This window comes from Anabaena cylindrica UHCC 0172 (assembly GCF_034931625.1).
In the GTDB taxonomy this organism is placed as follows: domain Bacteria; phylum Cyanobacteriota; class Cyanobacteriia; order Cyanobacteriales; family Nostocaceae; genus Anabaena; species Anabaena cylindrica_A.
In genome coordinates this window covers 86,537-112,813 of the sequence record NZ_JAYGGY010000004.1, presented here as the reverse complement: position 1 = coordinate 112,813, position 26,277 = coordinate 86,537, and the positions used below count along the sequence as shown (strand labels likewise).

General features: G+C 38.5%; 18 protein-coding genes. 12 read left to right on the top strand and 6 right to left on the bottom strand.

The window, feature by feature from the left end; all coding sequences use genetic code 11:
• Positions 1-165: 165 nt before the first annotated feature.
• Positions 166-1,884 (top strand): diflavin flavoprotein, encoded by a 1,719-nt coding sequence (locus VB713_RS02440; protein WP_323309990.1) that lies wholly within the window; start codon positions 166-168, stop codon positions 1,882-1,884.
• Positions 1,885-2,423: 539 nt separating this feature from the next.
• Positions 2,424-4,136 carry a diflavin flavoprotein gene (locus tag VB713_RS02435; RefSeq protein WP_323309996.1) on the top strand — a complete coding sequence of 571 codons (1,713 nt, stop codon included), beginning with the start codon at positions 2,424-2,426 and terminating at the stop codon, positions 4,134-4,136.
• Positions 4,137-4,233: 97 nt separating this feature from the next.
• On the opposite strand, the gene VB713_RS02430 is transcribed toward VB713_RS02435, so the two are convergent.
• Positions 4,234-5,124 (bottom strand): DUF1186 domain-containing protein, encoded by an 891-nt coding sequence (locus VB713_RS02430; protein ID WP_323309989.1) that lies wholly within the window; start codon positions 5,122-5,124, stop codon positions 4,234-4,236.
• A gap of 973 nt (positions 5,125-6,097) precedes the next feature.
• Here VB713_RS02430 and urtA point away from each other — a divergent pair.
• Positions 6,098-7,357 carry an urea ABC transporter substrate-binding protein gene (gene urtA, locus VB713_RS02425; RefSeq protein WP_323309988.1) on the top strand — a complete coding sequence of 420 codons (1,260 nt, stop codon included), beginning with the start codon at positions 6,098-6,100 and terminating at the stop codon, positions 7,355-7,357.
• 49 nt (positions 7,358-7,406) lie between these two features.
• Positions 7,407-9,521: an ATP-binding protein gene (locus VB713_RS02420; protein WP_416242405.1), complete on the top strand. Its 2,115-nt coding sequence runs from the start codon at positions 7,407-7,409 to the stop codon at positions 9,519-9,521.
• 167 nt (positions 9,522-9,688) lie between these two features.
• Here VB713_RS02420 and VB713_RS02415 read toward each other — a convergent pair whose 3' ends face one another.
• Positions 9,689-10,504: a Ycf66 family protein gene (locus VB713_RS02415; protein ID WP_323309986.1), complete on the bottom strand. Its 816-nt coding sequence runs from the start codon at positions 10,502-10,504 to the stop codon at positions 9,689-9,691.
• A gap of 218 nt (positions 10,505-10,722) precedes the next feature.
• On the opposite strand from VB713_RS02415, the gene gndA reads away from it, so the two are divergent.
• A complete protein-coding gene (gene gndA, locus VB713_RS02410; protein WP_323309985.1) occupies positions 10,723-12,153 on the top strand; it encodes an NADP-dependent phosphogluconate dehydrogenase in 1,431 nt (476 codons plus the stop codon).
• Positions 12,154-12,413: 260 nt separating this feature from the next.
• Here the strand turns inward: gndA and VB713_RS02405 are convergent, their stop codons facing one another.
• From VB713_RS02405 to VB713_RS02395, 3 genes are all read right to left on the bottom strand, one after another.
• Positions 12,414-13,073 carry a Uma2 family endonuclease gene (locus tag VB713_RS02405; RefSeq protein ID WP_323309984.1) on the bottom strand — a complete coding sequence of 220 codons (660 nt, stop codon included), beginning with the start codon at positions 13,071-13,073 and terminating at the stop codon, positions 12,414-12,416.
• 162 nt (positions 13,074-13,235) lie between these two features.
• On the bottom strand, positions 13,236-13,946 hold the full coding sequence (locus tag VB713_RS02400; protein WP_323309983.1) for a DUF305 domain-containing protein: 711 nt from the start codon (positions 13,944-13,946) through the stop codon (positions 13,236-13,238).
• Positions 13,947-14,287: 341 nt separating this feature from the next.
• Positions 14,288-15,427 carry a serine/threonine-protein kinase gene (locus VB713_RS02395; protein ID WP_323309982.1) on the bottom strand — a complete coding sequence of 380 codons (1,140 nt, stop codon included), beginning with the start codon at positions 15,425-15,427 and terminating at the stop codon, positions 14,288-14,290.
• A 458-nt stretch (positions 15,428-15,885) separates the two neighbouring features.
• Between VB713_RS02395 and VB713_RS02390 the strand changes: the two genes are divergently transcribed.
• From VB713_RS02390 to VB713_RS02380, 3 genes are all read left to right on the top strand, one after another.
• Positions 15,886-19,014: a GAF domain-containing protein gene (locus VB713_RS02390; RefSeq protein WP_323309981.1), complete on the top strand. Its 3,129-nt coding sequence runs from the start codon at positions 15,886-15,888 to the stop codon at positions 19,012-19,014.
• Between the two features lie 148 nt (positions 19,015-19,162).
• The gene (locus VB713_RS02385; protein ID WP_323309980.1) at positions 19,163-20,971 is read left to right on the top strand and encodes a putative bifunctional diguanylate cyclase/phosphodiesterase; all 1,809 of its coding nucleotides are present in this window, start codon (positions 19,163-19,165) and stop codon (positions 20,969-20,971) included.
• Positions 20,972-21,081: 110 nt separating this feature from the next.
• Positions 21,082-22,368 (top strand): response regulator, encoded by a 1,287-nt coding sequence (locus VB713_RS02380; RefSeq protein WP_323309979.1) that lies wholly within the window; start codon positions 21,082-21,084, stop codon positions 22,366-22,368.
• Between the two features lie 194 nt (positions 22,369-22,562).
• On the opposite strand, the gene csaB is transcribed toward VB713_RS02380, so the two are convergent.
• Positions 22,563-23,627, bottom strand: coding sequence for a polysaccharide pyruvyl transferase CsaB (gene csaB, locus VB713_RS02375; protein ID WP_323309978.1), 1,065 nt, complete (start codon positions 23,625-23,627; stop codon positions 22,563-22,565).
• 33 nt (positions 23,628-23,660) lie between these two features.
• On the opposite strand from csaB, the gene VB713_RS02370 reads away from it, so the two are divergent.
• The 4 genes from VB713_RS02370 (at position 23,661) to VB713_RS02355 (ending at position 26,255) form a co-directional block, all read left to right on the top strand.
• The gene (locus VB713_RS02370; protein WP_323309977.1) at positions 23,661-23,996 is read left to right on the top strand and encodes a DUF2499 domain-containing protein; all 336 of its coding nucleotides are present in this window, start codon (positions 23,661-23,663) and stop codon (positions 23,994-23,996) included.
• Positions 23,993-24,325, top strand: a complete 333-nt coding sequence (locus VB713_RS02365) for a DUF3593 domain-containing protein (protein ID WP_323309976.1) — start codon at positions 23,993-23,995, stop codon at positions 24,323-24,325. Before VB713_RS02370 ends, VB713_RS02365 begins: the two co-directional genes overlap by 4 nt.
• Before the next feature lie 93 nt (positions 24,326-24,418).
• Positions 24,419-25,192 carry a 1-(5-phosphoribosyl)-5-[(5-phosphoribosylamino)methylideneamino]imidazole-4-carboxamide isomerase gene (gene hisA, locus VB713_RS02360; RefSeq protein ID WP_323309995.1) on the top strand — a complete coding sequence of 258 codons (774 nt, stop codon included), beginning with the start codon at positions 24,419-24,421 and terminating at the stop codon, positions 25,190-25,192.
• 346 nt (positions 25,193-25,538) lie between these two features.
• Entirely contained in the window at positions 25,539-26,255 is a 717-nt protein-coding gene (locus tag VB713_RS02355) for a hypothetical protein (RefSeq protein WP_323309975.1), read from the top strand.
• The last annotated feature ends 22 nt before the right edge of the window (positions 26,256-26,277 follow it).

Sequence of the window (26,277 nt, the reverse complement as noted above, 5' to 3'; positions counted from 1 at the left end):
AAAATCATCTTTTTATTATTACTAACTGTACCTCATAACAGCGGGAAGTGCTGTAATTGATACAAGTTAAAATTATCGAAATATATTCTTGATTACAGCTTTAAAAAGAATTTAGAAAGAGAATGGTGAAGAGAAAAGAATATTATTTGGACTCGGAGACGAATCATGGTAGCGATCTCAGAGAAAGTTCAGCCCCGATTAACTATACAAACTGTAGAAATTGCCCCTAATACAACGGCGATTCGTTCTCTTGATTGGGATCGAGATCGTTTTGATATTGAATTTGGACTGCAAAACGGCACAACCTATAATTCATATTTAATTAGAGGTGAGCAAACAGTTTTGATTGATACTTCTCATCAGAAGTTTCGTCACCTGTATTTAGAAACTCTCAAAAGTATTGTTAATCCTAAGACAATTGATTACATCATTGTCAGTCACACAGAACCAGATCATAGTGGTTTGGTAGAAGATGTATTGCAGTTAGCACCAAGAGCGACTGTTTTAGCTTCTAAAGTTGCATTGCAATTTTTGGAAGGTTTGGTACATGATCCTTTTTCTAAACGGATTGTCAAAAGTGGCGATCGCATCGATATTGGTAAAGGACATGAGATTGAATTCGTCAGTGCGCCCAATTTACACTGGCCTGACACCATTTTCAGCTTTGATCGCAAAACCCAAGTCCTCTATACTTGCGATGCTTTTGGAATGCATTTCTGCGATGATCGCACCTTTGATGAAGATTTAGAAGCAATTGAAGCTGATTTCCGATTTTACTACGACTGCTTAATGGGTCCCAACGCTCGTTCTTTGTTGAATGCAATGAAGAGAATGGGTGACTTGGGCAAAATTAACATTATTGCTAACGGACACGGGCCACTGCTGCACCATCACCTGGATATCCTGACTGAGTGCTACCACAGTTGGAGCCAAAGACAAGCTACTACAGAGACTGTGGTTGGTTTGTTCTATGTTTCAGAATACGGCTATAGCGATCGCTTGGCGATGGCAATTTCTGAAGGTATTCAAAAAGCTGGTGTGGGTGTAGAAGTCATTGATCTCAACACCGCAGAAGCACAAGTAATTCAAGAACTAGCAGGTAGAGCATCAGGTATTATTATCGGAATGCCTCCAACTACCTCAGTTGCGGCTCAAGCTGGCATCAGTTCATTATTATCAGTCGCCAAAAATAAGCAAGTAGTGGGACTATTTGAATGTTACGGTGGCGATGATGAACCCATTGATACATTCCGCCGGAAGTTTATTGACTTGGGAATCAAAGAAGCCTTCCCAGCAATTCGGATTAAAGAAGTTCCCAATGAATCTACTTACCAACTTTGCGGAGAAGCAGGTACAGATTTGGGACAAATGGTGATGCGAGAACGCAACATCAAACAAATCAAATCCCTCGACGTGAATATGGAAAAAGCGTTGGGTAGGATTAGCAGTGGTTTATATATTGTCACCGCTAAAAAAGGTGATATGAGTGGAGCAATGATTGCTTCCTGGGTAACACAAGCAAGTTTACAGCCTTTAGGATTCACAATGGCTGTAGCTAAGGATCGGGCTATTGATAATTTACTCCAAGAGGGCGATCGCTTTGTTCTCAATGTTTTGGAAGAAGGAAATTATCAAGACCTGAAAAAGCATTTCCTCAAGCGTTTACATCCCGGTGGAGATAGATTTACCGGCGTAAAAACCCAACCCGCCAAAAACGGTTCACCCATTTTAACTGATGCACTTGCATACATGGAATGTGAAGTAGTCACCAGCATGGAATGTAGTGATCACTGGATTTTATACTGCACAGTTGAAGAAGGAAGAGTTTCCAAACCTGATGCAGTTACCGCAGTACGTCATCGCAAAGTAGGGAATTACTACTAACAGGAGTTCAGGAGTTCAGAAGTTCAGGAGTTCAGAATGAGGAAGAAGGATCTCAGAATTTTAGGATTTATAGAAATTCTAGAATGAAATAGCTTTAGTAATTAAAGTGTTCTCTTCGTTCTATAACTCCTGAAAGCGTAGCGTATAACTTCTATGTTGTCACGGAAGTTATAGCCATACTTATTCTGATTCTAAAGTCTTCTCTTGATTCTGAACTCCTATAACTCCCAATACTTGTCGGTTAAGGAAATGTAGGTTGGGTTGAGCGACAGCGAAACCCAACATTACCAAGGATTTAGTTGGGTTATGGCTTCGCCTCCCGTCAGGGATACGTTCCTCAACCCAACCTACGATATAACAAAGTCTTACCCTTAACCGAACAGTATTGCTATAACTCCTTCTTTTAAGTTTTGAATTGCAATAGACAGATATTTCTCTGCCAATATTATTTCATAAATACTATGTCAGATTCATTTTCTAATGTTTTTGCATCGGCTAAAAATTGGTTTTCTCAAGTTTTTTATTCACAACAAACATCTATGAGCAATTCCAAACTACGGGACGTACAAATTCTACCTATTGCTACAAATACAAAAGTTCTTAGAGCGCGTAGTCAGTCACGTCTAAGGTTTGAAATTGAATATGCACTTGAAAGAGGTACTACTTCCAATTGCTATTTAATAGCAGCTGATAAAACTGCATTGATTGATCCTCCTGCGGAAACCTTCACAGATATTTATATCGAAGCATTGCAGAATACAGTCAATTTCCGTAAGTTGGATTATGTGATTTTGGGTCATTTTAGTCCCAATCGCATCCCAACTTTTAAAGCTCTTTTAGAACTTGCGCCACAAATTACTTTTGTTTCTTCTTTATTGGGTGCTGCTAATTTAAAAGCTGCGTTCCCAGACGAACAAATCAAAGTTTTAGTCATGCGTGGTAAAGAAAATTTAGATTTGGGTAAGGGTCATGTTTTAAAATTCTTCCCTACTCCTAGTCCTCGTTGGCCAGAAGCACTTTGTACTTACGATCAACAAACCCAAATTCTCTACACAGATAAGTTGTTTGGAGCGCATATCTGTGGGGATGAAGCATTTGATGAAAATCCAGAAAGCTTTAAAGAAGACCAGCGTTATTACTTTAATTGCTTAATGGCTCCCAATGCAACTCATGTAGAAGCAGCGTTGGAAAAAATTTCCGATTTGCAAGTGAGAATGTATGGTGTTGGTCATGGGCCTTTGGTACGCACTGGCTTAATTGAATTGACCAAAGCTTATGGTGAATGGAGTCATTCCCAAAAGAATCGGGAAATATCTGTGGCGTTACTTTACGCTTCAGCTTATGGAAATACGGCGATTTTAGCACAGGCGATCGCATTGGGACTGACTAAAGGTGGAGTTGCAGTTCAATCAATTAACTGTGAATTCGCATCACCTGAAGAAATCCGCACTACCGTAGAAAAGGCTGATGCTTTGATTATTGGTACTCCTACCATTGGTGGTCATGCACCGACACCTATTCACACCGCTTTGGGTATTGTCCTCTCTACCGGTGACAATAGTAAATTAGCTGGGGTGTTTGGTTCCTACGGTTGGAGTGGTGAAGCTTTAGACTTGGTTGAAGGTAAACTGCGAGATGCTGGATATCGGTTTGGCTTTGATACCTTAAAAGTGAAGTTTAAACCTGATGAAGTTACCTTGAAATTATGTGAAGAAATCGGTACGGATTTTGCTCAAGGCTTGAAAAAAGCCAAGAAAATCCGTGTACCCCAACAAGCTTCTACCCCCACAGAACAAGCTGTAGGTCGGATTATTGGCTCTGTGTGTGTGATTACAGCCAAGCAAGGAGAAGTTTCTACAGGAATGCTGGGTGCTTGGGTTTCTCAGGCTACTTTTAACCCACCTGGTATTACTGTTGCGATCGCAAAAGATCGTGCAGTTGAATCACTTATGTATCCTGGTGGTAAATTTGCCCTGAATATCCTCCCAGAAGGGCTGCACATAGACTACATGAAGCATTTCCGCAAAAACTTCGCCCCCGGAGAAGACAGATTTGCTAACTTCCAAACAGTAGAAGCCGACAACGGTTGTACAGTCCTCACCGAAGCTTCAGCCTATTTGGAATGCTCAGTTGGCCAACGTCTAGAATGCGGCGATCATTGGGTAGTTTATGCAACCGTAGATAACGGCAAATTACTCAAACCTGATGCTGTCACAGCAATCAACCACCGCAAAACAGGGACTCACTATTAATCGAATCCGCCTAATTTGATCTTACTTTAAGCGAACTGCTTGCAGCAGCGCTTCGCTATCGCTCTCTTTTTAATTTCCCAAATGAGTATTTGGGAGATTATTTTTTCTTGGCACGATTTTTACGTCGAGAATCTTTCTGCATTTTTTTCTTTTTAGCAGATTTCTCTTTATTGTGTTTAGCTGAGGGAATAAAACCTTCTATCAAACCGTCAAAATTTTCTTTTTTATTCAGTTTTTTTGGCTGAAAACTAGCCCAACGCTCCATTTCTTTAATCGTATTATCAATCAAAGAATAATGTGAATTATTGAGGAGTTTATCTAAACAATCTCCTACACCCATTTCAATACATTCATTCACATCCTCTTCATCTATAAAAAAGCTCTCAATTAAATCTTGCTCATAAGCTCTATCAATATATTCCTTAAGTTCAATAGGACAAAGACTAGCACTATTAACAACCAAGTCACTCCAAATATAAGAAGAAGTAGGTTCTTTCTCCAGTTTAGTTACAAAAAGTTCTTCATAATATTGAATCACCTCCTCTCTAGAAATAATTCCTTCCACAACAAGAACAACTAACGATTTTAAAGCAGCACCTCTCACATATTCATTAGCTGCTTGATTTTCTATCAGTTGTTTAATCGGCTCAATATTTTCATGACTAACAGAAGCAAGAATTCTCGCTAAATATTCAGTGACTACATCTCCAGTCGCATCTAATGCAATATCTCCCGGAGCCGCAAAAAACTCAGTAATTAGAGGATAAGCTTGAGGTTCTCTAAATTGTGCCAGTAAAAACATTGCATAAAGATGCAACATATAATCAGGTTTATCTAATAGCACTTCCAGATTTTTGTTGCATTCTGCCAAAGTTGCTAATAACAAAGGAGTAATAGCTTCCCTTTCTTCAATAGCTCTCTCCACAGCTAGACGAGGAAATATGCCAGTGTGATTTTCTAGTGCAGATAAAATTTCTTCTAATTGCATATCAAATTATAAAAATGGTAATGGTTATCGTTTCCTCAGAAACGCTAAGTACGCATACTAGTCTACAGTAAACTAACTTATATTTGATACTTAGTAAATGCTGGTTGATATCTCTGTCAGAACTTACGCATTGACACAATTTATCAAATATAGATTATGGATTTTATAGCGTTTCCTAGTCTAGTGAAGTACAAAACCATCTGCGTTTATCTGCGTCCATCTGCGTTTAATTATTACAGCTTGTACCTCACTTGAATGGCAATACTTGTCGGTTAAGGCTCAAAAGTCATTATATGGTAGGTTGGGTTGAGGTACGTATCCCTGACGGGAGGCGAAGCCATAACCCAACATTATCAAGGATTTTGTTGGGTTTCGCTGTCGCTCAACCCAACCTACATTTCCTTGCACTAATAGGCTATTTCAAAAGCCTGAAACTAGGTAATTTCGTTATACATACAGCGGTTTCCGCTCTTATGAAGTACATCTTAGCCCCCTCATCGCTTTGGGGGTGGGGTTCTTACTTCATAACACCGGGAAGTGCTGTATCATGTGCAATTTGTACAGTGCCTAAGTCCTATTTTATTAGTTAGCGCCTACGGCAATAATTAATGTATTATAAATTACTATCTATCAATCAGTATAATTTCTGCACTTTTAGATCAATAAAAATTGGGTTACACCAAGGTAGTCACCCTTGCATCATCAAATCAAGATGTATAATATAAACGGTATGATTAAGTGTATTATACATAATATGTCTAGCTGTCCGAATAATGCACGTATAAGTATTCGTGCAAAGTAAATTGTACATTTAGGAGGAGAGGAAACTCTTAACAGACAGCAGATAAGCACTACAGGAATTTTGATAAAATCTTACTTCTCTCTATTCTTCATTTCATAAGCATTCTGAATCCTGAATTATTACATTTATTATCCATGATTTTTCTAGTGAGTTTACAGCTTAAAAAAACTGATGAATAAAAAAATTATTCTTTTAGTAGTAGCTTTCGCATTAAGTTTCACAATATATTTTTGCACTCATACCCAAATTAAAATCTCCCAAAAACCTATTAAAGTTGGTATTCTTCATTCTCTAACTGGCACAATGGCAATTAGTGAGAAATCCGTGGTAGATGCTACCTTACTCGCCATTGAAGAAATCAATGCACAAGGAGGTATTCTGGGCCGAAAAATTCAACCAATTATTGTTGATGGTCAATCCAATTGGAATACATTCGCTAAACAAGCGAAAAACCTGATTACTAAAGAAAAAGTAGTTACAGTTTTTGGCTGTTGGACTTCCGCCAGTCGTAAAACAGTAAAGCCTATATTTGAAATATACAATCATCTATTGATTTATCCTGTTCAGTATGAAGGACTAGAAGAATCACCAAATATTGTTTATACAGGTGCAGCCCCAAACCAACAAATTATTCCAGCCGTAAAGTGGTCTTTTGATAATTTAGGTAAACGATTTTTCTTAGTCGGTTCTGATTATATTTTTCCTCGGACAGCCAACGCCATCATCAAAGATCAAGTAACCGCTTTAAAAGGAGAAATATTAGGGGAAGAATATATACTTTTGGGTAGTAATCAAGTAGATAACGTCATCGCTAAAATTTTAAAAACTCAACCAGATATCATTTTAAATACAATTAATGGTGATAGTAATATTGCTTTTTTCAAAGCCTTGAGACAAGCGGGAATTAGCTCTGATATAATACCTACTATTTCCTTTAGTATTGCTGAAGAAGAATTGAAATCTTTACCAAATAAAGATGTGGTAGGTGATTATGCAGTTTGGAATTATTTTCAAAATATTAATAATTCTAAAAATAGTGAATTTATTCAAAACTTTAAAAAAAAGTATGGGGAAAATAGAGTTACATCTGATCCTATTGAAGCTGGATATTTTGGAGTTTATTTGTGGGCGCAAGCAGTTAAAGCTGCTGGTATAGATGAAGTCAATATAATTCGGGAATATATCAAAGACCAAAGTTTTAAAGCACCGGAAGGAGTTGTATATATAGATGCTAATAACCAACATACCTGGAAAACAGTCAGAGTTGGAAAAATTCAATCAGACGGACAATTTAAAATTGTTTGGAATTCAGGTAAACCAATTCGTCCTATACCTTATCCTATCTCTCGTTCTAAAGCTGACTGGGAAATATTTATAAACAATCTGTATCAAGGCTGGAATCGAAATTGGGCTAATCCTAATACTAATTAAATAAATAAATAAATAAATAAATAAATACCTAAATTTGGAAGTGAAGGATTTGAAAAATAAAAAACTTGTTAATAAACTGCTGTTTTGGTTTTTATTAATTGCCTTAGTACCTCTGAGTATAGTTACCTCTATACAATATTACATTGCCAGGAATTCTTTAACAAAAGAAGTTGATAATAATTTGATTTCCATTGCAGACAGTAAAGCAAAATTTTTGGATTTTTATATTAACGAAAAAGAAAAAAATGCCGCAATTATTGCACAAATGCCAAATGTAATTGATGCCACAGAAAAATATCAAAAAGCATTTGATGAAAATGGAATTAATACCAGAGAATATCAGCAGGTAGATAAAAAATATCGCCAGTCTATTACTAATTATTTAGATATATTTGCTTATTCTGATATTTTGTTAATCTCTCAATCTGGAAATACTATATTTTCTGTCAATAACAGTAAAGAAATAATAGGTAAAAACTACTATCAAGAAACTTATAAAAATTCTGAACTTGCCAAAGTATTTGACCGTGCCAAAACATTAATGCAAGTAGAAATATCCAATTTCACCTATTATGCATCTAATCATGAACCCACTGCTTTTATTGCTGCCCCTATTTTTAAGAATAATTTGATTATTGGTGTAGTAGTGCTGCAACTGAATAATCAAGAATTTAATAAAGTAGTCAATGACTATACTGGATTAGGCCAAAGTGGTGAAACAATTGTCGGTTCATTAGTTGATGAACGCATAATTTTTACTGCTCCAACTAGACATGACCCAAAAGCAGCTTTTCAAAGATATATCAATATTAGCAACAATAAATCACACCCACTCAACCAAGCAAATCAAGGGATTAAAGGACATAGCATCACAATTGATTACCGAGGTCAAGAAACAATTGCTGCCTGGAGATATTTACCTTCTTTGAATGCAGGACTTTTGGTAAAAATGGATGTAGCAGAAGTTTTTACACCCTTAAAAACCCTCCAAAATATTGTTATTCTTTTAGGAATTATTACACTTTTATTAGTTATATTGGCAGCTATTGCAGTAGCAAAATCTATTTCTCAGCCAGTTATTGAACTTACCCAAATAGTTCAAGAATTTGCTCAAGGAAATCTCAAGAAACAAGCATCTGTTCTTAGCGATGATGAAATTGGTCAATTAGAACTGTCATTTAATCGCATGGCAGCACAACTGAAAGCATCCTTTGAAACCATTCAAGAACGGGAACAGGAACTGACTACAGCCAAAGAACAACTAGAAAAAGTTTTAGCAGAGGTGCAGCAGGAAGCACATCAACTAGCTGCTCAATTGATTCAAAGTGAAAAGATGTCAAGTTTAGGACAGTTAGTAGCGGGTGTGGCACATGAAATTAACAACCCAATTAACTTTATCTATGGTAATCTTACTCCTGCCAATGAATACATTCAAGATTTACTTAGACTGTTAAAACTTTATCAGCAGCACTATCCTCACCCAGTCAAAGAAATTGAAGATGAAGTAAAAGCAATAGATATGAATTTCTTAATTGCAGACCTGCCTAAATTGCTGAGTTCAATGAGAATTGGTGCTACAAGAATTACAGAAATTGTGCGGTCACTGCGAAACTTTTCTCGTTTAGATGAGGCAGAAATGAAAGCAGTAAATATCCATGAGGGTATTGATAGCACACTAATGATTTTAGAAAATCGTCTCAAAGCTGCACCTGATCGTCCAGCAATCGAGGTGATTAAGAACTACAGTGATTTACCACTAGTAGAGTGTTATACAGGGCAACTTAATCAAGTATTTATGAATATTCTTGCCAATGCAATTGATGCTTTGGAAGAGAGCAAAATCAAGAACTTTGTAGGGTTGGAGAAACTCCAGATTCAAATTTACACAGAATTAATTAATGACAAACAAGTAATGATTCGCATTCTAGATAATGGCGTTGGTATCCCAGAGAAGTTGAAAAAACTATTGTTTGATCCTTTTTTTACTACTAAACCCATAGGCAAAGGTACGGGTTTAGGTTTATCTATTAGTTATAAAATTATTATTGAACAACATCAGGGAAAATTGCAGTGTATTTCTTCCCCTGGAAAGGGTACAGAATTTATCATCACCATTCCCTTATATCAAAATCTTAAAAAGGGTAACGAAGAGACTTCCAAATAAATCCAAATAAAAAATATCCCGTATTTGTGATAGCGTAGCGTGACGTAAGTCATGGGCAGAGGGAGGAAAAGTCGTTTTGATTTCACAAATTGGAGCATCTTTTTTGTGGAGTTTTCTCAAAGGAACTGGAAACCGGATGATTTTCCTGTATCCCCAGTCCCCAGTTTCTAATCCCCAGTTTCTGAATTTGGTGGTAATTTTTCCGGTGGTGCTTCTGCTGGAGGAGCAAGTACCGCATCTGGTGCAATTTCCTCAACAGGAATTGGCTGTTTTTCCTCAGTTTCTGTTTGCGCTTCTGCGACTAATTCAGGAGTGGGGGGATTTGGGGGTGTTGCTTCTGGTACATTTTCAGTTTTTGCTTCGTTATCACTTTCAGGTGTCACTTCCTCACTCACCTTTGCTGCTGGTGCTTCCGTCTCAGTCGTGGGGATAGAATCCACAGGTTTTTCTGGTGCGGGAACAGTTAACGCTTCAGCCGGTAATGCTTCTGTTGCAATTGGTTGTTCTGGAACAGGATTTCTCTGATCAATAATTTCCGCTGTAGGTTTTTCTATGGGTGCAGGTGGCTTTTTGCTCATAGTTTGCTGTAGCTTACCTTTGACACCACTGAAGACACCGCCAATTAAGGCTGGTAATTGTCCCAGCTTTTCCCGCCACGCAAAATTAGATACCTGTTCTTGTATACTCATCTTCACTAGTTCAGGACTGGGTATTGGCGTTTGTTGTACTTCTGGCGTGAGTTGTCGTCGTAATGAGAGGGTTTGCCAACCGAACCAAACCAATAGAGCGACACTAGCTACATGACCGAGCAAAAGACCTCCAGTAATACGCGGTGCAAAAATCCATAATACCAAGGCGTAAAATAATCCAACACCACTCCAGATAAAGTCATTCTTACGGTGGATTTCAGGAAAGAAAAAAGCTGTTATGTAAATTGCTAAACTTCCAAGTCCGACGATTAAGGCTAGGACATAGGTCAGCATTTTTGGATACTCCTTACTGTTTCATTTGACTCGATATTTTAATTTTGCAAATTTTGTGACTGAATTGTTGACTTAGATACAAATTAAAATTAATTATTGATGTTAGTTGTGATTCTTTGTCGTCTACATCAACTCTTAATATCTTCTTTAGGAGTGAAGCGAAAATCTCGGATTACCCTTAAAGAGAAAGGATCTGCAAGAGTTAGCCAAACAAATTTATGACCCTACAAAGCTTTGGTGTGATTGGATTAGCCGTTATGGGCGAGAACATCGCTCTCAACGTCGAGCGTAATGGCTTCCCAATTGCAGTTTACAACCGCTCTCGTGAAAAAACCGATGCTTTCATGGCGCAGCGTGCAGGTGGCAGGAATGTTGTTGCAGCTTTTACGCTAGAAGAGTTTGTTGCTGCACTAGAACGTCCCCGCAAAATTTTGGTGATGGTACAAGCTGGTAAACCTGTTGATGCGGTAATTGCCCAGCTTAAACCTTTATTGCAAGAAGGTGACATCATTATTGATGGTGGTAACTCCTGGTTTGAAGATACTGAAAGACGGACTCAGGAATTAGAACCTACTGGTTTACGCTACATCGGTATGGGTGTGAGTGGTGGTGAAGAAGGTGCGCTGAATGGTCCTTCTCTCATGCCCGGAGGTACAAAAAGCTCCTATGAGTATCTTTCCCCCATTTTCAACAAAATCGCCGCTCAAGTTGATGATGGTCCTTGTGTAACTTACATTGGTCCCGGTGGTTCTGGTCACTATGTAAAAATGGTTCACAACGGTATTGAGTACGGCGATATGCAGTTAATTGCAGAAGCTTACGATTTGCTGAAAAATGTGGCTGGTTTAAATGCAGCACAACTCCATGAGGTGTTTTCCCAGTGGAATACAACTGACGAACTCGATTCATTTTTGATTGAGATTACAGCTAATATTTTCCCCTACGTTGACCCTGAAACCAAGAAGCCTTTGGTTGATTTAATTGTTGACGCGGCGGGACAAAAAGGTACTGGTCGTTGGACTGTACAAACTGCTTTGGAATTGGGCGTTGCGATTCCTACAATTACAGCTGCTGTAAATGCTCGGATTCTCTCTTCAATCAGAGATGAGCGGATTGCTGCTTCTAAACAAATCAGCGGACCCAATGCTAAGTATACCGGAGACATTAAGGCTTTTGTAAACATGGTGCGTGATGCACTCTATTGTTCCAAAATCTGTTCTTATGCTCAAGGTATGGCGCTGTTATCTACAGCTTCCAAGACTTACAATTGGGATTTGAATTTGGGCGAAATGGCTCGGATTTGGAAGGGTGGTTGTATTATTCGCGCTGGTTTCTTGAATAAGATTAAGAAGGCATTTGACGAAAATCCAGCTTTACCAAACTTGCTATTAGCACCTGAGTTTAAGCAAACAATTCTGGATAGACAAGCTGCTTGGCGTGAAGTAATTATTACTGCTGCTAAGTTGGGTATTCCTGTCCCAGCTTTTAGTGCTTCTCTAGATTACTTTGATAGCTACCGCCGCGATCGCTTGCCACAAAACTTAACTCAAGCACAACGCGACTATTTCGGCGCTCACACCTACAAGCGTACCGACAAAGAAGGAACTTTCCACACTGAGTGGGTTCCCATTGCTGAAGCTAAGAAGTAAGACACTTCTGGTAAGGCTTTAAAGTGAATTCTTGCTGTTGATTTCGGCAAGGTTCACTGTAGGGGCGGGGTTTTCCCGCCCTTAATTGTTAAGATTGATACTAAGTTTTTTGAATATAGCAATTACCATTCAAGTGAGGTATGAGCTGTAATAATTAAACGCAGATGGACGCAGATAAACGCAGATATCTCGTAGAGGTTAATTGGGAAAGCATCTGATGAGATGAATAATTTTGTTTGAAGCAGAAGCTTTTACTGTCTCTAAATTGTATCTGGGTCAATATTTAATTCCCGTAATTTTGCCGCTAAACTTTCTGCTGTTTCTTCAGGCGTGGGGACTAATTTTCCTTCTGGGGTAAAATAGCGTAATAAACCCTCATGAATTCCCAAATATAATTCTAATTGTTGACTCCATAAATGTCCTTTTTCATTTGCTTCTAGCGGTTGATATTTGCCATCTAATAAATGAAATCCTGCAAATTCTAATGTATAGGGATCAAACCAAAAATAATCCGGTGTCCGAAATGTATCTTGATAAAGTTCTTTTTTAGATTCCCTATCAGTCTTCGCTGTTGTTGGTGAGAGAATTTCGACAATTACATGAGGATATTTACCATTTTCTTCCCACACTACCCAACTTTTACGCGTTTTGCGTTCTGTTCCTAAGACTACAAAAAAATCAGGGCCACGAAAATTTTCTGTTTTTTTCTGGTTAGGACTATAGTAAATACTCAGATTTCCCGCTGCATAGAAATCATTTCTATTTTTCCATAACCATTTAAGGCATTTGATTAAGAGCATAATTTGCTCTAGATGTAGTTCTGTTTCCACAGGGGGTTCATCACTATATAAATCGCTGGGAGGAAAAATTATATCTTGTGAGATGTTTTGTTCAGATGCTAATTCTTGAGTAATCATCATAATATGATACCAAGTAGTTATTTGTTTATTTGGCGATCGCACGATAGAGTAAAGTGCGATCGCTATTCACTCGATAGAAACGATCAAAAATCTGAGCTAGTTCCTGTTGCAGAATCCCAATCCCAGTATCTTGAACCTGAACCACAGCATAATCTCAGGTGTCTATTTTTTATACCAAGCTTGCCGCCACTGTTGCATTTGCTTAATCTCTGCATCTTGGGATTTGATAATATTTTCAGCCAATTTTTTAATTTCCGGACGCTGAGACTTTTGCAAGGCATCCTTTGCCATCACTACAGCCGCTTCATGGTGAGGAATCATGGCGTTGATAAAGCGCAGGTCAAATTCTGCATCAGCTGCACCCAAGTCCATATTCATCATCATGGCTTGCATTTGCTCAGATGACATTTCCATGTCATGACCCATTTTGGCATCATAAGCTATTGGTTTATCTCCCGCTTTGGGATACCAAGCTGTACGCCACTGTTTCATTTGGGTAATTTCTTGGTTTTGTGCTTTGGTAATTTCTTCTCCTAGCTTTTTGATCTCAGGGCGTTTCGATTTCTGTTCTATGTCTTTGGCCATGACTGTTGCTCCCTGATGGTGGGGAATCATGGCATCAATAAAGCGCAAATCATAGTTGGCATCGGCTGGGCCTAAATCCATTGTCATGCTGTGGTTCATCATGCCATTACCATGATCCATCTGTTGCTTGTCATTTGTAGCAACAGCAGTGGTGGCAGGGTTTGATGCTTGGTTTTGGGAATCGGTTTGAGAACAGGCTGTTAACAGTCCGCTGGGTACAGATGCGATCGCTATCAAGGTCAATGAAAAGAAGCTGTTTTTTAGCGTAGAAAGTTGCATAGGGAGCATCTAAATATTTTCTGATTTCATTCTAAAGTCTCTAGTTGGCTAGAGAGTCAAGCCTTGATGTAATTTATTTTGAGTCAGAAGTCAGGAGTCAGGAGTCAGGAGTCAGGAGTTCAGGAGTTCAGGAGTTCAGGAGTTCAGGAGTTCAGAAGTTCAGGAGTTCAGGAGTTCAGGAGGAAGAAGAAGAATATTTTTCTCTTCTGTTCCCTGTTCTCTGCTATATCAAATATTCTGTATCCTGAATCCTTACCCATTACCCATTACCCATTACCCATTACCCATTACCCATTACCCATTACCCATTACCAATTACCAATTACCAATTACCAATTACCAATTACCCATTACCCATTACCCATAAACTTAGCTTTCATCTCCTCTAGTTCTTTGTCTATAGGATTATTACTAGTAGGCACAGATGTAGGATTAGATGGTTGTTTAGGAACATTTTGTGGTTGTACTTTACCACCTGTAAAGTGTGTTTTTACTTCCTGTAATTCCTTTTCAATTGGATTAGGAGTTTGTGAAACAATGGTTGGTGGAGAAGTCAGGACTACTGAATTAACAGGTTTAGTGATAATTGTGGGTGGTATATTTGCTGGGGATTGATGATGATTTAAATGATTGAGAACTTCATCAGTTGTTTGGTAGCGACGACTGGGGATGCTTTCTACCATTTTGTCAATAATCTGACTCAATTCTTTACTGACGGGAGTTTTGAGATATTGCCCCCAAATCCAAGCGGCATTGTGGGTGTCATAGCTGTCGAAGGGCGATCGCTCTGTTAAAAGATTAATACAAGTTACACCTAAACTATAAATATCACTAGCAAAAATTGCCCTCCCTCGCATTTGTTCCGGTGCGACATATTCGGGACTTCCTATACTTGTACCTGTGTGATTCAAAGCTGTAGCTGTGGCAGATTTCGCAGCCCCAAAATCTACTACAACCAGTTTATGATCACTACTCCGACGAATAATATTTTCTGGCTTAATATCTCTATGAATGACTTGTCTGGCATGACAAAATTGCAGCACTGGCAATAGATCATTCAATAATTGCCGAATCTGCGTTTCATTAAAAGCACCTTTATGTGCTAATTCCTGGGCTAAATTGAGTCCATCAATAAATTCTTGTACTAAGTATTGCCTATCATCTTGGCTACAATATGCCAAAAGTGCAGGAATTTGGGAATGTTGCCCCAATTCGTCTAACTGTACTGCTTCTTGATTAAATAATTCTACCGCTTTTTGTACCGTATTTGTACCTTGGGCTTGGGGGTAAAACTGCTTAATAACACAGGGTGGTTTTGAGGGTTTATCCTCATCCACTGCTAAAAAAGTCCTACCAAAACCACCTTGTCCGATGGGTTTAATAGCGCGATAGCGTTCTTTGAGCAGTAATTTTGTGCCACAAGTTAGGCAAAACTTGACATCATTAGGGTTTTCGGGTTTGGAACAATGGGGGTTCAGACAGTAACTCATAAAAAAATCACTCGTACTTGTCTTTAATTGTGCCTTGTGGGTTGCCAAAGGGTGATGATTAAATTTTATTTTGCCTTTCAGTTAGTGTGAGAATCATCTACAAGGTAGTAATACCTAAACAACAGTAGGGATGTATGACAGAAATATATTCTTGTTCCGAACCCCATACTCTTTTTTCGTGCAGATGTTTAAGTCACTGGCTTAAAGTTCTATCTGGGATAGCATTTTAGAGTTTTTAGTGTAACAATTTAAGTCAGTAAAAATTAAAATTTCTGACTGCTCAAGAAATTTAAGTATAAGTTCACAGAGGTTGACTTAGTTGGTAGATAAGTGATTTTTTTTATGTAAAATTGCTTAATTTTTAGTAATAAAATTAAATATTTTACACATTTGAGATGCTTTCAGTCTCACTGTATTGGATTAATGATAATGCCTATTAATGACAACAAGGTAAAACTATGCCAACAATCTTATGGGAATTATTTCCGCGTTTTTTGGTGAATAATTCATATATGCCACATGGACATTGCTATCTGTGGCAAACGCCTCTTGTCGGGTTGCATTTAGTCAGTGATGCGCTAATTGCGATCGCTTATTTCTCTATTCCAGTCATGCTGATCTACTTTGTCAGCAAGCGGAGTGATATTCCCTTCTCCAAGGTATTTGTCCTCTTTGGGGCATTTATTGTCCTCTGTGGTATCGGACACCTGCTTGATATTTGGACACTATGGCATCCAGACTACTGGATTTCTGGCATTGAACGCGCTCTGACTGCTTTAGTATCTTGTTATACAGCTTTACAACTAATAGAACTCCTGCCGCAATTTTTGGCATTAAGAACACCAGAACAGCTAGAAGCCATCAACCAGGAATTAGAAAAGCAAATAGCAGAACGACAACGCACCGAAGAAACGCTGGAAATGATCGTAGCTGGAACTGCTTCGGTGACTGGAAACGATTTTTTTTCGGCACTGGTGCAGAATCTAGCTAAAGCCTTAAATGTGTCCTACGCGCTGGTGTCTAAGACAGTTAATAGTTCTACCCCCAGTCTGCGTACTCTGGCGCTTTGGGCTGTCTCTAATTTAGCAGAGAACATTGAATATGAATTAACGGATACTCCTTGCCAAGTGGTAATAGAGAATCAGCTATTGTGTTCTTATCCAAATAATTTGCAAGAGTCTTTTCCCAAGACTCCATTGCTCAAAGACATGGACGCACAGAGTTATGTAGGTTTACCCTTAATAGATATCAATCAAAATGTGATTGGTAATCTCTGCATTATTGATGTTAAACCCTTTCTGGTAGATGAGCGCACCACAACACTATTGAGCGTTTTTGCCGCACGAGCTTCGACTGAACTGCAACGACAATGGGCAGAAGAAGAAAAAGACCATGCCTATGAGGAACTAGAATTCCGGGTTGAAGAGCGTACTGCTGCACTGGTCAAAGTTAATAACGCCCTGGAAAGTGAAATTAGCGAACGGATTGTTGCTGAAGTTGCGATGAGGGCGATGGCAGAGCGGGAACAGGCGATTAACAGGGTAATTTTGCGAATGCGTCAAACCCTGAATTTGGAATCAATTTTCAATATCACCACCACAGAATTGCGACAAACGATAGAGTGCGATCGCGTTTTGATTTATCGCTTTCAACCAGATTGGAGTGGGGAACTAGTTTCTGAGTCGGTAAATCAAAATTGGAATATCTTGCTGCCCGGACGAGCAAAAGATCCGAAACTTACCCAAGTGGCTGTAGATCAACCCGATTGTGTCACCACTAAACTGAGTACTACAGAGGTTTTGAGCCATGATACCTATTTACAAGACAACAAAGGCGGTATGTTACGCCAAAAAAATACCTATTGCTGCGTTAATGATATCTACACAGCCGGATTTGATCTTTGCTATCTCAATCTTTTAGAAGAATTGCAAGCACGAGCTTATGTTATTACTCCCATCTTTTGTGGCAAAAAGCTCTGGGGCTTGTTAGCAGTTTATCAAAATAGTCATTCCCGCAATTGGCAACAAGCAGAAATTGGCATTGTCACCCAAATTGGAAATCAACTGGGAGTAGCAGTTCAACAAGCAGAACTACTTGCCCAAACCCAGCAACAAGCAGAGGAACTGAAACGAGCTAAAGAAGCTGCTGATGCTGCAAATCGGGCTAAAAGTGAATTTTTGGCGAATATGAGTCATGAACTGCGTACCCCCCTCAACGCCATTCTGGGCTTTACTCAGTTGATGCAGCAAGATAAATCCTTAACTATTGACTATCAAAGGTATATCGAAATCATTAACCAAAGTGGTGAACACCTGTTAGCGCTGATTAATGATGTGCTGGAGATGTCGAAAATTGAAGCTGGCAGGATTTCACTCGATGAAACAGAGTTTGATTTGTACAAGTTGCTCTACAGTTTGGAAGCCATGTTCCTGATGAAATCACAATCTAAAGGCGTACAACTAAGATTTAATAGTGATATTACTGTTCCCCAGCACATCAAAACCGATGAAAATAAATTGCGTCAGGTACTCATTAACCTGTTAGGTAATGCCATTAAGTTTACCGAAAAAGGAAGTGTATCCTTGCAAGTTAGTCATCAGGAGTCATTTACAGCGGACAAAGGAAGAGAGAATATTCTTTTATTTGCAGTTGAAGATACAGGCCCTGGTATTGCCTTAGAAGAACTGAGTGATTTATTTCAGGCATTTCAGCAAACACGAGCCGGTCAAAAATCTAAAGAAGGAACAGGTTTAGGATTGGGGATAAGTCAGAAGTTTGTGCAGTTGATGGGTGGAGAAATTACTGTTAATAGCGAACTAGGCCAAGGTAGTTGTTTCAGTTTTAGTATTCCAGTTAGTTTGACAAAAGCAGCCCTTAATTCCAGTTCATTTCCCATTGATCATGCAATCAGTATTGCTCCTGGGCAGTACTATCGGATTATGATTGCTGAAGATAATGCTACTAACAGATTGCTACTGAGCAAAATATTGATCAGATTAGGCTTTGAAGTGAAGGAAGCTGAAAATGGACAAATTGCGATCGCACTCTGGCAGCAATGGCAACCTCACCTCATCTTTATGGATATGCATATGCCCATTATTGATGGCTATCAAGCAACTCGGCAAATCCGCCAACTAGAACAGGAATTAGAAACTGAGCAAAGTCTCACCCCGACCAAAATTATCGCTCTCACTGCCAGTGCTTTTACCGAACAGCGACAGGAAAGCTTAGACGCAGGTTGTGACGATTTTGTCAGCAAACCATTCCGCTGGGAAGAAATTCTGGAAATCCTGTCCCAGTATCTTCAAATAGAATACTTGTATGAATCGACTTCTGACGACAATATTACCCTGAACACAATTTCGTTGCCATCTGAATATGTTCTTGATCAAATGGCCTTAGCCATCATGCCAGCGGAATGGATTCATGAATTACACTTTGCGGCAGTCCAAGGTAATGATATGAGTAGTCTTCACCTCATTGCTCAAATCCCCCCTGAGCAAACTTCTTTGATTGCAGCTTTAACTGGACTGATTGAAAGTTATCAGTTTGACAAATTGATGTTATTAACGCAACCAAAAGAATGAGGATACTAAGAGACTTCCAACTAAAAAAATATCCCGTCGTTGTGACGGCAAGGGGGCAGGGAGCAGGGGGCAGGGGGCAGGGAGCGGGGATAGCGAAGCGCTGCTGCAAGCAGTATATCTTTTTTGTGGAGTTCTCTAAGGTGAATTTATGACCATTGACAGCCAGCCGAATCAAATTACACCACAACCTGCTCAAATCAACATCCTTATTGTTGATGATGTTCTGGAAAATATTCGTCTCCTCTCCAGTATTTTGGAGCGCAATGGATACCAGACCCGTAAAGCACTTAGTGGTACAATGGCACTTACAGCAACTGTAGCGGCTCCACCTAGTCTAATTTTATTAGATATCAGAATGCCGGATATGAGTGGTTATCAGGTTTGTCAAGAACTGAAATCAAATCCCCAGACTGCTCACATTCCCATCATTTTTTTAAGTGCAGCAGATGATGTTGCTGATAAAGTACAGGCTTTTCAAGTGGGTGGTGCAGACTATATTACCAAACCATTCCATATAGACGAAGTATTAGCGCGGGTTCAACATCAACTGACAATCATTAAAGCTCAACAAACGATTTGCGATCTCAATGCACAGTTAGAGGAACGAGTGAGAGAACGGACTCAACAGTTAGAAATCGCCAATTCCCAACTTGTAGAAATGGCTTTTCAAGATCCATTGACTAAGTTACCTAACCGTGCATTGTTAATGGAGCGACTTTGGCAAGCTATCAAAGAAAAAGAGTCAAATCCTGATTATCAATTTTCTGTATTTTATTTGGATTGCGATCGCTTTAAAATTATCAATGACTCCTTAGGACACCCAGTAGGAGACGAGTTACTGATTGCCGTTTCTCAACGTCTCAAATCCCTGTTACATCCAGAAGATGTCTTGGCTCGTCTAGGAGGTGATGAATTTGTTCTCTTGCTCACCAGACTCTCTGATCCTGTGACAGTTATTCACATAGCCGAAGAAATTTCTAGCCATTTCGCCCACCCATTTTATCTCCAAGAGCGAGAGGTTTTTCTCTCATTTAGCATTGGCATTGTTGCCGACTGCTCAACTTATTCTGAACCTGATGCTCTGCTGCGAGATGCCGACATAGCAATGTATCAAGCCAAATCCGCAGGTAAAGACAAATACGAAATATTCGCCCCAGCAATGCACCAAACTGCTTGTGAGCGATTACAAATGGAAACAGATTTGCGGAAAGCCATTCAACAAAAAGAGTTTGTTCTCAATTATCAGCCGATTATTAATCTGGCAACAGGCAAAATTATCGGTGCTGAAGCCCTAATTCGCTGGAATCATCCTACTCAGGGATGTATTTCTCCAGTGCAATTTATCCCCATTGCAGAAGAAACAGGTTTGATTTTAAAATTAGGTCACTGGGTACTTAAAGAAGCCTGTTATCAACTTCGTCTCTGGCAGCAAAAACAAATTGTAGATTTATCATTTACCATCAGCGTTAATATATCAGCTTACCAGTTTTCTCAATCTAACCTTGTAGAACAAATTGATAACATTTTAGTAGAAAGTCAACTTTCCCCAGAATGCTTAAAGCTAGAAATCACCGAAACAGCCATTATGGAAAATTTTGCCTCTGCTGCTAATATTATTTCTAATCTGCGAGAACGACATATTCAATTGAGTATAGATGATTTTGGCACAGGCTATTCCTCACTCAGCTACTTGCATTATTTTCCCGTTGATAACCTCAAAATTGATCGCTCATTTATTCGGTATTTAACTAAAAATTCTGATAGTTTGGGATTAGTGACTGCAATTATCCAAATAGCTAAAACAATGGGCATGACTCTTATAGCTGAAGGAATTGAAACTAGTGAACAACTGAGCCAACTGCAACTATTACATTGTCACTTCGGTCAAGGTTACTTTTTTTCTAAACCTCTAGACTCTGACAATCTAGCTAAATTAATATCGACAAGTTTTGAATAATCTCATAAATAACATCATGATTCCTTAATTCTACAAGCTTCCAGATTTAACTGTAAGATCAATCTAAAATTTAAAATTGTCTGATTTTTGTTTTTACGTAAAAAAATACCATGAATATGCGTCCACAAAATAACGCATTTATAGCGGATATTCTCATTGTTGACGATAAACTTGAAAATATTCGTTTTTTATCTGATTTTCTGTCTAAAGAAAATTACCAAATTCGGAAAGCAATCAACGGACAAGCAGCATTAATGGCTGTTAATTCACTTCTTCCTGATTTGATACTTTTAGATATCAATATGCCAGGAATGGGAGGTTATGAAGTATGTAAATATTTAAAAAATGACCCCAAAACTAGTTCAACTCCTGTAATTTTCTTAAGTGCTGGTAATGAAGTTGATGATAAGGTTCGTGCCTTTGAAGTTGGCGGTATAGACTACATTACAAAACCATTTCATTTAGAGGAAGTACTAGCCAGAGTCAAAACTCAATTAAAACTTCAAAATTTACAAAAGGATTTAATATCTAACAATGAAAAACTAAAAAATATGTTTCTATCATTAGAAGATGCTCAATCTGAACTCATTCAAAAAGAAAATCTAATTAATGCAGGTCGAATCGCAGCCGGAATTTCTCATGAAATTAATAACCCACTCAGTTTTATCCTTTGTAATATTAATCCTGCCTCTGAATATAGTGAACAATTAATTAGTCTGATTAATCTTTATCAAAAAGCATTCCCAGATGTAACTCCACAAATCAAAGATTTGATGGCAGAGATTGAATTAGATTTTATGCTGCCAGATTTCACAAGGATTCTTCATTCTATTCGCACCGGAGCCGAACGAATTCGCTCAGTAATTCAAGCTCTACATATCTTTTATAGTCTTGATAAATCAGGCATAAAAATGTTTGATATTCACGAAAATATTGATGACAATATTTTCGCATTAGATTATCAATTTACATTAAAAGATGGTTTGCCTATTTCTGTTATCAAAGATTATGCAGATATTTCACCATTTACTGGATATGTAAAGCTATTTAATCAAGCGATAATCAATCTTTTACAAAATGCTATTGATGCACTGGAAGCAAAAATTGATTTAAATATTGATGGTTCATTTCAACCTACAATTTGGATTCATACATACACGACAGAAAATAAAATAATCATTAGTATTAAAGACAATGGCATAGGAGTTTCCGCAGAAAATAGATCGAATCTATTTCAGCCATTTTTTACAACAAAATTAGTTGGTAAAAAATATGGATTAGGTTTATTTACTACCTACCAAATTATTAATGATCTTCATAAAGGTAATTTAATTTACCATAACTGTCCTGAAGGAGGCTCAGAATTTGTGATTGAACTTCCGATATCAAGATTGTAAAATCAACTTCCTCCTGACTCCTGACTCCTGACTCCTGACTCCTGACTCCTGACTCCTGACTCCTGAACTCCTGAACTACTGAACTCCTGAACTCCTGACTCCTGAACTCCTGAACTACTGACTCCTGAACTCCTGACTCCTGACTCCTAAATTCTTACGCATAAACAGCCGTATTTATTTTTCTCTAGGTTTTCTTAGTAGCCAGCTAATTTATTACTCAAGGATTCTTTCAATAAATCTCGATGTAAAAAGGCTCCATTTACTAAAGATTGTATTTTCTCAGATGATAATGCTTCACTATTGTGATAATGATGAATCCAAGTTTTACTCATTAAATCTACATCAGTTGGTAAATCCTTTAAATCCCATCCAGGTATTTCTAAATCTTCCATCAAATGGTTGACTTTGGGGTCATAACTTAATGCGAAGCAACGACAACCTTCACTAGCTGCCATAATTAAGCTGTGTAGACGCATTCCTATTGCCATTTCTACACCACGAAATATACCTTTTAGAAGTTGTGGATCTTCTGCACAAATAATTTTACTAACATCTTTTAATTGCAGTTGAATTTTTTCTGCAATTCCTAAATCTTCACTTTTTTGAAAAGGCAATAATAAAATAAATGTTTGGGTAGCTTTTTGTAAATCAACTAAGGCATGAATTAAATTTGCTAACCGAGTTTCTGTAAGTTGGGGATGATTTCTTAAAATAACGGCAATTCTAGGTTTTGGTAAATCTGCTAATTCTGTTACTGGTTTAGATTCTAAAGCCCAAACTGGATCAGGTGCAAGAATATGAGGTACACCCCAGTTTGATAATAAAGCGGCACTAGAGCGATCGCGTACACTGATTTTAGTACAAAGAGCAAAATTTCGCTTTGCTAACCAACGAGTTTGCGATCGCAATAAAGGCCCTATTCCCTGTCCCCAAGCTACAGTTTTCAAACCCATAGCTTGAGCTAAAGCCATTAATCCCCCATAATAAAAAGGGCTAATGCTGCTAGTCGTATCCTGCATTAAACTTCCACCACCCCAGATGAAAGCATCACAGGAACGCAAAGCTTTGATAATCTGCAAAAAACCCATACGGTTGTAACTTTCCACACCGTAACGCTTTTTAGTTTCTTCAGGATTCCCAGAAAGCACCACAGGCGTTACATCAGGTGGTAGCATTTGCAGAAGTGTTGCCAACAAAGCTTCATCACCACCATTACCTTTACCGTAATACCCAGACAATAATGCCCGTATCTTCACCATTTTAAATTTTAGATTTTGAATTTTGAATTAATTATGCACGCTCTTTCGATTCCCACCTGGATAATTCATGTTTCTAGCGTCATTGAGTGGATAGTCGCTATTTGGTTAATCTGGACTTATGGTGAACTCACAAAAAACCGTAGTTGGTGGGGATTGTCCTTTGCCATGTTACCAGCTTTAATCAGCGCTATGTGTGCTTGCACTTGGCATTATTTCGACAACGCTGAATCGCTAGAATGGATAGTGACACTGCAAGCTGCCATGACATTAGTTGGTAATTTTACCCTTTGGGCAGCAGCCGTATGGATTTGGCGTTCTACCAAGTCTGCAAACCCAGTTGAACCAAAAACTATCAAATCAGAGCAATGATCTCAAAAGAAACCCTTTTTGCCCTTTCTCTGTTTCCCTATTTGGGTTTCTTGTGGTTTATCAGCCGCAGTCCACAAATGCCACGTTTAGCCCTATATGGATTTTACGGCACTTTGGTATTCGTCGGCGTTACCATCCCCGCAGGTATTTATGCCAAAGTCGCTTATGGAGAACAATTAGCCAATATAGATTGGTTACATGGTGGTGCAGAAGTATTTTTAACCCTGTCTAATATTTTACTAGTGTTAGGTTTTCGTCAAGCAGTGCAAGATTTAGGTGACAGGGAACAGGTGACAGGTGACAGGGAACAGGTGACAGGTGACAGGTGACAGGTGACAGGTGACAGGTGACAGGGAATAATTATTCACCAATGACCAATGACTAATGACCAATGACTAATGACCAATTACCAATTACCAATCATGCAAGTAATACCAGCAATTGATTTACTAGAAGGTCGTTGTGTGCGACTGTATAAAGGAGACTATGAGCGATCGCAAGTATTTAGCGAAAACCCCGTCGAAGTTGCCAAACTCTGGGCAGAACAAGGCGCGACAAGATTGCATTTAGTTGATTTAGATGGCGCAAAAGCTGGGAAAATCGTTAACCTAGCCGCAATTGAAGCTATCACTAACGCAGTTTCTATCCCCATTGAAGTAGGTGGGGGATTGCGCGATCGCTCCAGTGTGCAACAATTATTTAATCTCGGCGTAAATTGGGCAATTCTGGGAACCGTCGCAGTCGAACAACCCCAGCTAGTTCAACAACTCTGTCAAGAATTTCCCCAACAGATTATAGTTGGCATAGATGCCCGTAACGGTTTAGTCGCAACTCGTGGTTGGTTAGAAACCTCTGAAGTTTTAGCCACCCAACTAGCGACACAAATGCAAGAATTAGGTGCAGCAGCCATTATTTACACCGATATTAACCGTGATGGTACACTAGAGGGGCCAAATCTAGACGCATTACGAGAACTCGCAGGGGCAATTTCCATTCCTGTTATCGCTTCTGGTGGTGTAAGTTCAATTACCGACTTGTTAAGTTTATTAGCCTTAGAACCCCAAGGTGTAACAGGCGTAATAGTTGGCAAGGCTTTGTATACTGAAGATATTATCCTCAAAGAAGCATTACGTGCGATCGGCCCAGGACGCATTCAAGATATTCCACCCAACCTAGATTTTTCTAGCTTTGCTTGAACATTCCAGATTTCGGGAATGATTTATCTTACTTTTGTAGATAAAATTATCATCGAAGATCAAGGTGAATTCTGATGTCTAACCAAAAAGCAACTTCCAAGCCAAAGCTTAAAGCACAGCAGATATACACAAAAGCTAAAAAACCTCAGCCCCCGAAAGGACTAGGAAAACCAAAAACAGAATAATTAACTCAAAATTCATACCAAATGTAGAAATGTAATTCTATTTACGTCTCTACATTTATTTTTTATTTGACAAGTTTTAACACCGCAAGTCAAAGTTAAATTGTTGAAAATAGGATCTGTCGCCGGAGTTGCACCAGGGGAACGGCTATATTAATAATGATATGCGACGCTCACTCACTGGAATTGAAAATAGCAAATTCTCACTATCACAATTATCGCCAGAGCAATATTTTACTGGTAAACATCCGCGCTTTGGTAAAACCAATCCAGAATTGATGAAAATTCCTTTTTGGGAAGCGATGATTTGTGATGGTTGTTCTGCTTATACAGCAAAAAATACTTTTCAGGATCTAGAAAATCGGCAAGATAAAGTATGGTGTTATGATAGATTTGGTAGAACTATTACAGAATTACCAGATGGCAGAATTGTTGAAATTGCTGGCGAACATGAAGACTACTATGACCCAGATTTTTGTATATATAACGATGTCGTAGTCTATCAAGGTGACGGTAATTTTCAGATTTTTGGTTATCCTCAAGATGTTTTTCCACCAACTGATTTTCATTCAGCTACGTTAGTGGGAGAATATATATATATCATTGGCAATTTAGGATATTTCGGTACAAGAATCTATAATTACACTCCAGTTTATAGATTACATATCCACACATTTAAAATAGAGAAATTAAAAACAACTGGAGAAAAGCCAGGATGGATCAGTGAACACAAAGCTTACTATGCAGAACCAGGTAAAATACATATTACTGGCGGTAAATTGTGTGTAATGGGTAATGGAAAATCAGAAGATTATATAGACAACTCGGTTGATTACGTTTTTGATTTAATCAAATTAACTTGGAGTCGTGCTACTGTTTAAATTGATTCTACTGCTCCTTTTA